Source organism: Psychrobacter sp. KCTC 72983, assembly GCF_014280455.1.
Classification (GTDB): domain Bacteria; phylum Pseudomonadota; class Gammaproteobacteria; order Pseudomonadales; family Moraxellaceae; genus Psychrobacter; species Psychrobacter pacificensis.
This window is the reverse complement of record NZ_CP060390.1, coordinates 584,719-597,133: the sequence shown is the minus strand read 5'-3', so window position 1 is coordinate 597,133 and position 12,415 is coordinate 584,719. Positions and strand designations below refer to the sequence as shown.

The following is a 12,415-nucleotide window of genomic DNA, read 5'->3' as shown; positions in this document are numbered from 1 at the left end:
TCTTACTTTTACTGCTTTTAATTTAGATGTATTAGAGGATATAACAATGACAACGACTGAAGAAGACAACACCCCCCGAATCTTGATTGTTGAAGATGATGAGCGTCTGGCCATGTTGACTCAAGATTACTTGGTCAAAAATGGTTTAGAAGTAGCAATTGAAACTGATGGTAACCGCGCTATTCGCCGTATCGTCAATGAGCAACCAGACATGGTCGTACTTGATGTTATGCTTCCTGGTAGCGATGGTCTGACCGTATGCCGTGAAGTGCGTCCGCATTATCAAAATCCAATTCTGATGTTGACTGCCCGTACTGAAGACATGGATCAAGTACTCGGCCTTGAGATGGGTGCTGATGATTATGTTGCCAAACCCGCCCAGCCGCGCGTACTATTAGCTCGTATTCGTGCGTTATTGCGCCGCTCAGAAAATGCACCATCAGAAGATGTGCCACAGCGTCTAGAGTTTGGTGAGTTGGTCATCGATAACGGTGGTCGTTCAGTCACGCTTAGTGATGAGCTGGTAGATTTTACTAGCGCCGAATATGATTTATTATGGTTACTTGCATCGAATGCTGGTCGCATTTTATCGCGTGAAGATATCTTTGAGCGCCTGCGCGGTATTGAATATGATGGTCAAGATCGCTCTATTGACGTACGTATCTCGCGTATCCGTCCAAAAATCGGTGATGATCCAGAGAACCCAAAACGTATCAAAACAGTACGTAGTAAAGGCTACCTGTTCGTGAAAGAAGGTAACTAGGTCGAACTGATTCATATAGTCATGAAATATTGAGAATCACTTCACAAAAAAACCAGCCATTATGCTGGTTTTTTTGTGGCTAAATTTTAATTTTTAAACTTAAATGCGGTGTTATGTGGTTTAATTAAGCAATTATTATAGACGCTGATTAAATACATAAACTATTTGCACGTTTTTTATGGAACATAATGGTATATGAACTTGAGTATATTATTTGGCGTTTAATCATTCTATTCTACAGAGCTTGATATTAGTAATATAGCAGTGCTCATAGGCTATAAGATATCAGCAGTTTTTATTTATTAAGTTGGTCACGGCACGTATGTCATTAGTCTCTTCTTTAAAACACAGTATTTTTGTTCGTATCTATGCTGGACTACTCATAGTCTGTTTGTGCGTAGCATTGTTTGCGCAGTTATTGATGGGTACTATCAATAAGGAGCGTGTACAGTCCTACCGTGAAAACATGGCAATGGGGGCTTTTCATTTGGTGAGCGAAGGTATTTCTCACCAAAACACTGCAGAAGAGCGTGAATACTGGTTGTCTGATGCAAGTAGTTTGTTCGGGGCAAATTTTAAAATCATACCTATTGATGACATAGATTTTACCGCAAGCGAGCTACGACGCTTTAAAAATGATAATACTGTCGTTCGTTACGTCGAACAGCCTGTGTATGCAGATGTTTATTATCGCTTGCCGGATAATGAGAATGTCCTAACAGCACGGATATCGGAGGTTACGGAGCAGCAAGTCAGAGCAATTGCTGTCTTTTTATTGGACGATTTGTCTTATGAAGTCACCTTGTCTGATAAACGTGCACGCTTGGCCGAACTTGAGGAGAAATTTTCTTTTCCTCTGGCATTTGTGCCTGTTAACACGCTCGATTTAGATTCAGATCAAATGTCACGCCTACGCCGCGATGAAGTGGTCATCTCATTACAAGACCCTAATAGTAGTACCAGTAGCTCGGCCATCAAGATAGTGGTTCCGTCTGAAATCAATGATATGGCAGTCTTGATAGGGCCTGTACCCTTATTTAACTGGTTTCCACTTAATTTGATTATTAGTATGATCCTGATTAGTATGTTTTTAATCAGTTTGGGTGTTTATGCGCTTATTTTCCCACTTGAGCGCAAGCTACAGCTGATTCAAGTTGGTGTTAATGAGGTGAGTAAAGGCAACCTTGATATTCAAGTACAAGTCATTGGTCAAGATGAGATCGCACGTTTATCAGCCACCTTTAACGCAATGACGTCACATATAAAGCGTTTGATTGAGTCGCAACGAGAGCTCACGCGAGCCGTATCACATGAGCTTCGTACGCCAGTTGCTCGTATTCGATTTGCGGTAGATATGCTGGCTGATACTGATGACGAAGATTCACGGTTTATGCAGCGTGACTATATCGATGAAGATATCGAATCACTTAATGGCTTGATTGATGAGATTTTGACTTATGCCAAGCTCGAAGAAGGCTCGCCAAAATTAGATTTAGAACCAGTAAATCTCAGAGAGCTGCTACAGCAGATTGAGCGTGAGACCAATGCACTAGGTAAGCCGATTAAAATAGTGACCAACTTGCCAAATGCGAAAGTAACCGCGATTGCTGATCGACGCTATCTGCACCGTGTGATTCAGAATCTTGCAGGTAATGCTTTACGTTATGCTGAAACTACTATTATCGTGAGTGCTGGTGTTAAGAAGGGCAATGCTTTCGTTAGCGTCGAAGACGACGGTCATGGTATTCCTGAGGCTGATCGTGAAAAAGTATTTATACCGTTTTCGCGCTTGGATGATAGCCGTACACGAGCATCAGGCGGCTACGGCCTAGGTCTGTCTATTGTATCGCGCATTGCCTTTTGGTTTAATGGTAGTATGAAAGTAGATGAGAGCCGAGAACTTGGCGGCGCAAGATTCGTAATGACATGGCCTATCAAACCATTGACACAAGTTTTGGCTGCTGATGAATTGACGCAAGAAAAAAGCGAACGCGATTTTGATACTAAATAACAATGCTGAACAATGATGACAAGTAAAAAGTTGTCATCATTAAACGAACCTGATTACCAATATTTTGATAATCAGGTGTCATGCTTGCAGCAGCTTATTCTAGGATAGTTTGACAATACAGGAGGCAAAGGATGCCATATTTATTTGGTGGCTTGGTGCTATTGAATGCGATTACGCTGGGTTACTACTTGTTTCTAAAGCAGCCATCAACAACCCAAACGCTAAAGACAGCCAAAGAAGAAATTACTCAGCCATTAGCATTTACTAATAGTGCTGAATATATTCCGCCTATCATTGGTAGCAAAGATTAATTTATCCACGCAGGGTTTGTCTGAGCTATAGTGTTAAGAGTTGTCTGCATTCGATGTAATACTATCGACTGTAGATGTGTCATCGACTGCATCAGCAGCCAAAGTATTGTCTCCAGCAACTTTAGAGAGTAGAGGTATACGCACACATACTTGCAACCCACCATCGGGATGATTGATGGCCTCAACTGTGCCATGATGTAATCGTGCAATGCGGTCTACAATGGCTAGCCCTAGACCGCTACCTTGGGTAGTACGTGCGGTCTCCCCACGCTCAAATGGCTGCATGATACGCTCCAATTGATCCTCTGCCACACCGTCACCGCAGTCACGCACACAAATCATCAGTTGCTCTTGTGCTTCTTTATTGACAACGTTCTCACTGACGACATCGCTATCTTCTTCTTCAACCGTTTCTATAAATGTTGGTATCACCGTGGCTGATAGATAAATCGGCGGTTTGCCATAACGATTGGCGTTATTGATCAGGTTGATGATGAGACGCTTGATGGATAAGGGGCGTACAGGAATGACCTTGTGACACTCTGATTGATAAACGAACTTCATGGGTGCGAACTGCACCATGATCTCATTAAATATCGTGTCCAAATTGGTCAAGCTAACTGGCTCATCGGAGCCGTCTTTCATAAATGAGATGAACTGCTCTAAAATCGCATCCATATCCTCAATGTCGTAAATTAGCCCTTCACGAAAAAAATCATCTGGTAGCATCTCAGCAGTCAAACGCATACGAGTCAATGGCGTACGCAAGTCATGTGAGATACCAGCGAGCATGATGGTTCGCTCTTTTTGGGCTTGATTTAATGTTGTAAATAGACGGTTGAAAGCCATGTTTACTTGACGTATCTCGGTAGGGCCTTTTTGCGTTGGCAGTGTGGTCGCATGACCCAGACGAATATAGTTAGTCGCTGCACGTTGTAGATAACGTAAAGGGCGGTTCAATTGCCTAGCTAACAAAATAATCGTTAGCAGCGATAAGATAGGCAAACCAATCAAAAACAATATGAGCAATGTTGGGCTGTACTGCGAGTAATAAACCACTGGCTCACGAATCCAGAAACTGTCATCGCGGCTGTCTTGTACCCAAAGCTGCGGTGTTGGTTTGAACTTGAAATAAACTTCGACAGGTCGACCCAGCTGTGCACCAATCTCATACTGCAGCACATCAGTAAAGAAGCTCACAAATGCTTTGTCAGCCACCTCTGGAAAGTCACTGGGGTTGTTCACCACCACGACATGAGAATGTTGATACACCCATTGGCGGATATCAGGACGATATTGCCAGTCTTCGTTTACGCTATTGATTAATCGCAGCTCACTTGTCAAATAACGCGCATGGTTTTTGAGTTCTGGCAGATAAAGACTGCGCCAAAAGAATAAAATCGACAAACTCACACTTATGAGAACAATAAAAGCGACCATCAAGGTTGTCAGCCAAGTATTGGAATAAGAACGTGGCAGCCAACCTTTGCGACGGGGCTTTGAGTTTGGAGTAATCATATAAATCCAGCAGATTAAGAAAATGTCTGATTAAATTTGGTTTTGAGTTAAGCCGCAATTGTATTTTGGAGAAAGAGCAGGTTATTTCTAAACATGGCGGCTGAGAGTAGGGTGTGCCAGTCTATTTCAACACACCATAGAATAGCATAATCGATGAATCTTACTGTGACGCTATTCATTTAAGCAGTTTGTTATGTGCCTCTCCAATATTTTAATAATACCAAATCTAAAGCGCGGTATATTTTAGTAACTGATTAAAATAGAGAGTCCTTAATAATTGTATAAAACGTACGGTTATGCTCGATTATGTTTTACATAGACGGGTATTTAAGCTATTGTTAATAAATAATTAAATAAGCACAGTTTATGTTTTCAATAAATCAAGACTGTGATATAATTATGCCCTTTTTGGTATACCTGCGAAAGAGAGAATTCACATGGTTGTTATTCGTTTAGCACGGGGCGGTGCCAAGAAACGCCCATTTTATCAAGTAGTTGTTGCTGATCAACGCCGCGCGCGTGACGGTCGCTACATTGAAAACATCGGCTTTTTTAACCCACTCGCTAAAGAGTCTGAAGAAGCAGTACGCCTAAACATGGAAGCGTACAATGCGTGGATCGCAAAAGGTGCACAACCTTCAGATCGCGTTGCTTCATTAGCAAAAGCTTACAACAAGTCTGCAGCACAAACTGAAGCAACTGCTTAAGTTTCCGTTGTTATTGAGTCGCTCGTAGTCTTATTACAAGCTGATTCAGTAGACTTTAGAACACATAGCGTAACTGGTCTGACCAGGGTGCGCCATTAACTGTTTATCGCTTTTGACACAATTGTTTTTGCAATTGTTGTTGTAATCATTGTTAGGTTAGCTGCTATGTCATCCACTCCAAACGCTAGTGATCTCATGAAAATTGGTCAACTCAAGAAGCCCTATGGCATCAAAGGTTGGCTTTGGGTATTTAGCGATACGGATGATCGTACAGCAATATTCGACATGAAGCCGTGGTGGATGAAAACTGCTACTGGCATGAAACCTTTGACTGTGAAAGCTTGGCGTGAGCAAGGCACAGGACTTGTGGCTCAATTTGAGCAGATTCCTGATCGCAATGTTGCTGAGACCATGAACGGTGTGACCGTTTGGGTCGAACAAAATGTCTTGCCGGAAACAGCTGAAGACGAATATTATTGGTCGGATTTGGTCGGTATGCGCGTGATGAACGAGCAGAACGAGTATTTAGGCAATATCACTGAAATGTTTGAAACTGGTGCCCATGACATCATGCGCGTGGCAGCCAATTCAGACAGTTTGGATAATGAAGAGCGCCTAATTCCATGGCATAAGCAAACGGTGATAGAAGTCGATACGACTGAAAAAACCGTACTTGTGGCATGGCCAAGTGATTATTAATATTGCCTCTGGTGATATCGCTTCTGGCTTTTTAGTCAGAATTTATTATCAGAATTTATTAATAGTCACACCGATTGTTTTAGCCTCAATGTAAGTAGACATCAGATGTATTTTGCCGTCATTAGTATTTTTCCTGAGATGTTTGCCACGATTCGTGAGTTTGGAATCACGGGACGGGCAGTGACTCAGGAGCAAGTTACGATTGAATGCATTAATCCACGTGATTATACCACTGATAACTATCGCCGTATTGATGAGCGCCCTTATGGTGGCGGTCCTGGGATGGTGATGATGGCTGAGCCATTGTCAAAAGCCATTGAGGATGCACGCTTGCGTGCCAAGGAATACGGTTGCCGTGTCGATAGTGAGCATTGTCCGGTGATTTATATGTCACCGCAAGGGCAAACGCTTAGTGAGAGTAGTGTCGTCGGTATGACTTATTATGATGGCATGATTTTATTATGCGGTCGTTATGAAGGCATCGACGAGCGCCTACTGTCACAATATGTCGATATGGAAGTATCATTAGGCGATTATGTGTTGACTGGTGGTGAGCTACCAGCAATGGTGCTGATGGATAGTGTGATACGTCGTTTGCCCGATATCATGGGGGATGACAAGTCAGCAGAGCAGGACTCGTTTGTCGATGGCTTGCTTGATTGTCCACACTATACCAAGCCGCATGAGTTTGCGGGTATGGCGGTTCCTGAAGTGTTACTGTCAGGACACCATGCCAATATCGCTAAGTGGCGTTTTGCTCAGCAAGTCAGTCGTACGCAAACGCGTCGTCCGGATTTGTGGCAAGCGTTTACTCCGACGGTAGAGCAAGCGAAATGGCTTGAAGCACTAGCAAAAGCAGATAAAAAGTAGGTTGTTGATACCTGACTTTATCGTCATTAAGCTTGATAAACAGTTAACAAATAGAATTTTGAGCAATAATAAAACGAGTCATCGCATAGTGGCCGTTGGTTATAACCCATTTACGTTGTGTCTTATTATAAAGAGATACAATTAATTATTACAAACAGGTGATATGCGTAAAGCCTCTATTATCTAATGTGAGGAGATAACTCTCATGAGCAACAAGCATCCATTGGTTCAGGTCATCGAAAACGCTCAATTGCGTGAACACCCAAACTTTGCACCCGGCGATACCGTTGTGGTACAAGTAAAAGTACGTGAAGGTGAGCGTGAGCGTTTACAGGCTTTTGAAGGCGTTGTAATTGCTAAGCGTAATCGCGGTCTAAACTCAGCGTTTACCGTACGTAAAATCTCAAGCGGCGTTGGTGTTGAGCGTGCATTCCAGCTGCACTCACCACTGATCGATAGCATTGAAGTGAAACGCCGCGGTGCTGTTCGCCGTGCGAAACTGTACTACTTACGTGAGCGTTCTGGTAAATCAGCACGTATCCGCGAAAAACTTGCGCCACGTCCAGCTCAGAAAAAGACTGACGCTGGTGTACCTGATGCCGTTGATACTGCACCTGGTATCTAAGTACAAGTTTGCCGTTTTGAGTTGATTGTATGGTTTTAGAATTGACTCAAATAAGGTAATAGTAGATACAAGCCCTTATTCATAGGTTTATTTATAAATAAGCGGGCCATACCAAAAAAGACAAAACCCCAATCTATGCGAATGCTAGATTGGGGTTTTTGTATGTGCGCGCTTATCAATTTAAATTTGCTGGGTGTTAACTGGATATTCACAGCTGATAGATACTATGCCTTGTCATTAGTCAAAAAGCCTTACCAGTAAAGTAGCCAAAAACTATTCAGTATGGGGTGTTTCAATTCGGCTGGCTTGCTCTTTAGATTTGCTGTATTTGCGTAGTCTGATATATAAGGTTTTGGTGACGGTAGCAATGAGCTTTTGCTGGTCGTCGACGATATCGACTTGGTATTCCCGAAATACAGCTTCACCGTCTTTTGCCAACTCTTGAATGGTAATCACCTCAGTGCTAGGTATTTTCATTCGTGCGGTGACTTTACTATTACCAGGGGCGATAAAATCAATATTTGAGCTTTTGTCCCAGACCACATAGTTGCTACCTAATTGATGCATCAGCATGAGCATATAGAAGGGATCTACCATGGAGTATAAACTACCACCGAATTGAGTACCGACGATATTTTTGTTGAGAGTGGTCAGTTCCATGCTGACCACGCACAATCCCTGATCGAGGCTGATGTGGTCGATTTTGATGCCTGCACCGATATAGGGCGCGTAAGTATTGAGTCGCAGCTTTAAAAGATGCGGGGTCAGTAGCGGCATGATACTTTGCTTGGCTCGACGCTTCAAAGTCTCAAAATTGCTGGGTAGCACACTCATAAATCTATCCTGTTGCTTTTATTGATTTTTCAGTGATATGGGTAGCGCTGTTTCTTAGTGCTTGCTATTAGACGATAAACGACAAAGACATTTATCATAGTTAAAAATGACTGCGCTCGCTAGTTTCAAAGCGTAACTAAGCATAGTCTTTATAGTTATCGCAAAGCAATATTTAATATGACTATCTTTAGTATTTAGTTATATGATAAAAAATGTTTAGATGTCAGTTATTCTTAAGAAAATTGGCCTTTAATTTAATTTTATGTCCAAATTAGCGCTGTTTATTCCCAATAGTTTCCTAGTAAGTTTATTATTGTATCCAATGAAAACTTTAATTTATTTTTTATAACGATACATGTAGTCTTTTTAATTCATCTTAAATTCGCATTTCCTTATGTCTTAACATACAATGGTTTTCCGCTTATCATGACCGATTGGTCATTTAGCTAACGCCAAACCAAAAAAGTATTCAATCAAAACCTAATCGACACAAGGAAATGTGATGAGTAACCCTCAGACCCCCTCTTCAGGGTCTAATCCGCCGACCTCGAACGTAAACCACGACAGTCAAGTACAAGGCAGTTATGTAGATTTGCATAAGCCCAGTTCTAGTTTTGACAGTCGTGATGCTTATTTAAACCATGAATTACAAATCATGCAGCCGAAACGCTGGCGTCCTAATTTACCATTCCGTGATTACCGTTTTGAATACGAAGATACTATTCCAGCAATGGCCGCGACCATCGGTAAAGTTGTTATGGTGGGCGCCATTGCAGCAACCTTTGCAGGTCCACTCGGCTTAGGTGATGCGTTTGTTTTAGAAAACGTGCGCTACGAGCTATTGATCGTCTCCTTCTTTATTATCTTATTTTCGGGCTTTCTATTGCCAACGGCCAACCTTGCAGGTACTCACGGCCCACTTATTCCTCTGATTCCTATTGTGGTAGCAGCTGGTGGACACCCGATGGCTTTTGGTTTGCTTATCGGAGCTTTTGGTCTGCTCCTTGCGATTAGTAAAGGGGGGAGTTTGCTGGCTAATTTGACCAGTAAAGGTGTGTGCGGTGGCCTCTTGATTTACTTGGGCTTTATTGGTACCACTTCACAGGTCAAAAATCTCTTTGCTTGGGCAGAAGGGATTGGCATGTCGCATATCGCTTTCTTTATTATTTTGGCGACTATCCTGCTGTATGCATTGCTTGAGCATTGGCAAAAACGCTGGCTCGCGGTTCCGCTAAGCTGTGTGTTGGGTGGTGGTCTTGCCTTTGCATTGGGCGCACCTTTTGAGTTCAAAACAGCACCAGGTCTACCAAACATGAATCCAATGTATTGGTGGGGCGAAAACACAGGTTGGATGTTAGGTCTGCCGACGATTGAAAGCTTCGTTGTAGTATTGCCGTTTGCTATTTTGGCCGTGGCAATGTGGTCACCAGATTTCTTAGGCCATCAGGTATTCCAAAAAATCAGCTATCCTAAACGTACTGAAAAAGTGCTTATGGATATTGATGATACGATGACTAGCGCTTCATTTCGTCAGGTAGTCGGCTCTGTATTGGGCGGCTCCAATTTTGCGTCATCTTGGGGAACGTATATTGTTCCTGCGGCGATTGCTAAACGTCCAATTCCTGCCGGTGCTTTATTGACGGCTCTATTTTGTATTATCGCAGGGGTTTGGGGCTATCCAATGGATTTAGCCATCTGGCAACCAGTGATGTGTGTGGCCTTGATCGTTGGGGTGTTTATTCCATTACTAGAAGCTGGTATGGAGATGACGCGTGAAGGCAAAACCACGCAGTCTGCTGCGATTGTGGTGTTTGCCTCTGCATTGGTGAATCCTGCCTTTGGTTGGTCGCTCACGTTGTTGCTTGATAATTTGGGCTTGATTGGCTCTAAAGAACGTAGTGCCAACTTGACTAAGATGAGCCGCTGGATCATACCGGGTATTATGTTTGTGGTACTGACAGGCGTCATGGCTATCGTCGGTATGCTGCCGGGTATCCCAGCATTGATGGCTAACTTCCGTCATTAGTAGTATGTGATTGCATAAACGATAATAGAACAAACTAAGCCGGCGAAAGCTGGCTTTTTTATGGGTAGCGCTGCGATAATAATTGGCTTGTAAAACAATGACTCCCGCCCCATAACTAGCAGTATTACTAAGGTTTTTAAGAGCAATACATTCTATGGTTAATGTCTCAGAATCGAGTCCTGTCGATGATAAAAAAGCCCGTCTTAAGCATTTGATTAAACGCCTGCCTAATTTACCAGGGGTGTATAAGATGCTGGGTAAGAACGGTGATATATTATACGTTGGTAAAGCTAAGTCGCTAAAAAGTCGGGTAAATAGCTATTTTGCCAAAACGATAGATCATCCAAAGACACGGGCGCTAGTGGCGCGGATTCATAATATTGAGACCATTATCACGCGTAGTGAGACCGAGGCGTTGTTGCTCGAGCAGAACTTAATTAAAGAGTATCGCCCGCCTTATAACGTCTTGCTACGTGATGATAAGTCGTATCTATACGTGTTTATCTCAGCGGATAAGCCTTATCCACGTTTGGCGTATGGACGCGGCAAAGGCAATCATCAAAAAGGTCGTTTCTTTGGCCCATTTCCCTCTGCCCATGCAGCAAAAGAAACGCTGGTGTTGATGCAAAAAATGTTTCAAATGCGCCAATGTACCAATACCTTTTTTAAGCAGCGCCAGCGCCCTTGTCTGGAGTATCAGATTAAGCGTTGCCGTGCGCCTTGCGTAGGATTGGTATCGCCAGAAGAGTATGCAGAAGATGTGAATAATACCATTCGCTTTTTGAAGGGCGACTCTAGTGATATTCATAGTACGCTGATCGAGAAAATGGAAGGCGCTGCCGAAGCGTTAGATTTTGAAAAGGCGGTATTGTACCGTGATCAATTGTCGATGCTACGTGAAGTGCAGGCAAGGCAAGCTGTCTACACGGTGCAAGGTGAGGCAGATGTGATAGCCATTGCCAGTCAGGCGGGCATGACTTGCGTCAACGTGCTGACCGTGCGCGGTGGTCGCGTGTTAGGCGGTAAAAACTATTTCCCTGATGTGGACAGTAGCGAGCCGCTAGCAGATAACCTATCAGCTTTTATTACCTCGTTTTATTTTCAGGTGACGGACGATCTGCCAGCAGAGATTATATTAAGCCATGAGATTCCTGATCAGGTAGCAGTAAGCGAAGCACTAGCAACGCATTTTGGCAGCAAAGTAGTCATCAAAACCAATGTGCGTGAGCATCGCTCAGAGTGGCTGGACTTAGCAACACTCAATACCAGCAATGCCCTAAAGACTAAGCTTAGTGATTATTTAGAGCTGCACGCACGCTTTGGCGCACTAAAAGATGTATTATCAGATGTGACAGACAGAACGGTCGATCGCATTGAATGTTTCGATATCTCTCATACCATGGGTGAGGCGACCATCGGTAGCTGCGTCGTATTTGATCAAGGCGGTGCGCGCAGGCGTGACTACCGTCAATATGCCATTCATGATATCCAAGGCGGCGATGACTATGCAGCAATGAAGCAAGTGCTGACAAGGCGATATAAGAAGCAGCCGTTGCCTGATTTGTTGCTTATCGATGGTGGTAAGGGTCAGCTGAGTATGGCAAAAGAAGTGCTGGTTGAATTGGGCATTCTTGGTGATACGTTGCTCATTGGTGTTGCCAAAGGGGAAGGGCGTAAGGCGGGACTTGAAGTCTTGCACTTTTTGGATCATGAGCCATTAGATTTGCCCATGGATAGCAAAGCATTACATTTACTGATGCATATTCGCGATGAGGCGCATCGTTTTGCGATCACCGCGCACCGCAAAAAACGCGACAAGCGCCGCTCCTCATCGGTACTTGAGGTCATTCCAGGTCTGGGTGAAAAACGCCGCCGTGATTTACTCAATCACTTTGGCGGTATGCAGCAACTGCTTGGCGCGTCACAGCAAGAGTTGGCAGGCGTACAAGGGATTGGCCCTGTACTGGCAAAGACGGTTTATAAAGTATTACACGAGTAGATTTGTAACGCTAAAACGATAGTAAATAAAAAAGGGTCAGCTTTGATAAATA

General features: G+C 43.4%; 11 protein-coding genes. 9 read left to right on the top strand and 2 right to left on the bottom strand.

Annotation, left to right across the window (positions count from 1 at the left end; translation table 11 throughout):
• Positions 1 to 46: 46 nt before the first annotated feature.
• From PSBA01_RS02445 to PSBA01_RS02435, 3 genes are all read left to right on the top strand, one after another.
• Complete coding sequence (locus PSBA01_RS02445) at positions 47 to 763, top strand: response regulator (RefSeq protein WP_071002805.1); 717 nt, start codon at positions 47 to 49, stop codon at positions 761 to 763.
• Between the two features lie 322 nt (positions 764 to 1,085).
• Positions 1,086 to 2,774: an ATP-binding protein gene (locus tag PSBA01_RS02440; protein WP_186474962.1), complete on the top strand. Its 1,689-nt coding sequence runs from the start codon at positions 1,086 to 1,088 to the stop codon at positions 2,772 to 2,774.
• Between the two features lie 131 nt (positions 2,775 to 2,905).
• Positions 2,906 to 3,085: a hypothetical protein gene (locus tag PSBA01_RS02435; protein ID WP_058023511.1), complete on the top strand. Its 180-nt coding sequence runs from the start codon at positions 2,906 to 2,908 to the stop codon at positions 3,083 to 3,085.
• A 33-nt stretch (positions 3,086 to 3,118) separates the two neighbouring features.
• Here PSBA01_RS02435 and PSBA01_RS02430 read toward each other — a convergent pair whose 3' ends face one another.
• Positions 3,119 to 4,603 carry an ATP-binding protein gene (locus PSBA01_RS02430; RefSeq protein WP_093070157.1) on the bottom strand — a complete coding sequence of 495 codons (1,485 nt, stop codon included), beginning with the start codon at positions 4,601 to 4,603 and terminating at the stop codon, positions 3,119 to 3,121.
• Positions 4,604 to 5,040: 437 nt separating this feature from the next.
• Between PSBA01_RS02430 and rpsP the strand changes: the two genes are divergently transcribed.
• The 4 genes from rpsP to rplS all read left to right on the top strand — a co-directional run bounded on the left by rpsP (position 5,041) and on the right by rplS (position 7,504).
• A complete protein-coding gene (gene rpsP, locus PSBA01_RS02425; RefSeq protein WP_021812802.1) occupies positions 5,041 to 5,310 on the top strand; it encodes a 30S ribosomal protein S16 in 270 nt (89 codons plus the stop codon).
• 165 nt (positions 5,311 to 5,475) lie between these two features.
• On the top strand, positions 5,476 to 6,009 hold the full coding sequence (gene rimM / locus PSBA01_RS02420; protein WP_058023513.1) for a ribosome maturation factor RimM: 534 nt from the start codon (positions 5,476 to 5,478) through the stop codon (positions 6,007 to 6,009).
• A 105-nt stretch (positions 6,010 to 6,114) separates the two neighbouring features.
• Positions 6,115 to 6,879 carry a tRNA (guanosine(37)-N1)-methyltransferase TrmD gene (trmD, locus tag PSBA01_RS02415; protein ID WP_093070159.1) on the top strand — a complete coding sequence of 255 codons (765 nt, stop codon included), beginning with the start codon at positions 6,115 to 6,117 and terminating at the stop codon, positions 6,877 to 6,879.
• Between the two features lie 205 nt (positions 6,880 to 7,084).
• On the top strand, positions 7,085 to 7,504 hold the full coding sequence (rplS, locus tag PSBA01_RS02410; protein ID WP_058023515.1) for a 50S ribosomal protein L19: 420 nt from the start codon (positions 7,085 to 7,087) through the stop codon (positions 7,502 to 7,504).
• 273 nt (positions 7,505 to 7,777) lie between these two features.
• Here the strand turns inward: rplS and PSBA01_RS02405 are convergent, their stop codons facing one another.
• On the bottom strand, positions 7,778 to 8,338 hold the full coding sequence (locus tag PSBA01_RS02405) for a DUF4442 domain-containing protein (protein WP_186474961.1): 561 nt from the start codon (positions 8,336 to 8,338) through the stop codon (positions 7,778 to 7,780).
• A 502-nt stretch (positions 8,339 to 8,840) separates the two neighbouring features.
• Between PSBA01_RS02405 and PSBA01_RS02400 the strand changes: the two genes are divergently transcribed.
• Both PSBA01_RS02400 and uvrC read left to right on the top strand, forming a co-directional pair.
• The gene (locus PSBA01_RS02400; protein WP_186474960.1) at positions 8,841 to 10,364 is read left to right on the top strand and encodes a DUF3360 family protein; all 1,524 of its coding nucleotides are present in this window, start codon (positions 8,841 to 8,843) and stop codon (positions 10,362 to 10,364) included.
• Positions 10,365 to 10,518: 154 nt separating this feature from the next.
• On the top strand, positions 10,519 to 12,363 hold the full coding sequence (uvrC, locus tag PSBA01_RS02395) for an excinuclease ABC subunit UvrC (RefSeq protein ID WP_186474959.1): 1,845 nt from the start codon (positions 10,519 to 10,521) through the stop codon (positions 12,361 to 12,363).
• Positions 12,364 to 12,415 lie beyond the last annotated feature (52 nt).

Coding starts and splice junctions, on each gene's coding strand:
- PSBA01_RS02445 (WP_071002805.1), top strand. CDS start 47: ATGACAACGACTGAAGAAGACAACACCCCCCGAATCTTGATTGTTGAA.
- PSBA01_RS02440 (WP_186474962.1), top strand. CDS start 1,086: ATGTCATTAGTCTCTTCTTTAAAACACAGTATTTTTGTTCGTATCTAT.
- PSBA01_RS02435 (WP_058023511.1), top strand. CDS start 2,906: ATGCCATATTTATTTGGTGGCTTGGTGCTATTGAATGCGATTACGCTG.
- PSBA01_RS02430 (WP_093070157.1), bottom strand. CDS start 4,603: ATGATTACTCCAAACTCAAAGCCCCGTCGCAAAGGTTGGCTGCCACGT.
- rpsP (WP_021812802.1), top strand. CDS start 5,041: ATGGTTGTTATTCGTTTAGCACGGGGCGGTGCCAAGAAACGCCCATTT.
- rimM (WP_058023513.1), top strand. CDS start 5,476: ATGTCATCCACTCCAAACGCTAGTGATCTCATGAAAATTGGTCAACTC.
- trmD (WP_093070159.1), top strand. CDS start 6,115: ATGTATTTTGCCGTCATTAGTATTTTTCCTGAGATGTTTGCCACGATT.
- rplS (WP_058023515.1), top strand. CDS start 7,085: ATGAGCAACAAGCATCCATTGGTTCAGGTCATCGAAAACGCTCAATTG.
- PSBA01_RS02405 (WP_186474961.1), bottom strand. CDS start 8,338: ATGAGTGTGCTACCCAGCAATTTTGAGACTTTGAAGCGTCGAGCCAAG.
- PSBA01_RS02400 (WP_186474960.1), top strand. CDS start 8,841: ATGAGTAACCCTCAGACCCCCTCTTCAGGGTCTAATCCGCCGACCTCG.
- uvrC (WP_186474959.1), top strand. CDS start 10,519: ATGGTTAATGTCTCAGAATCGAGTCCTGTCGATGATAAAAAAGCCCGT.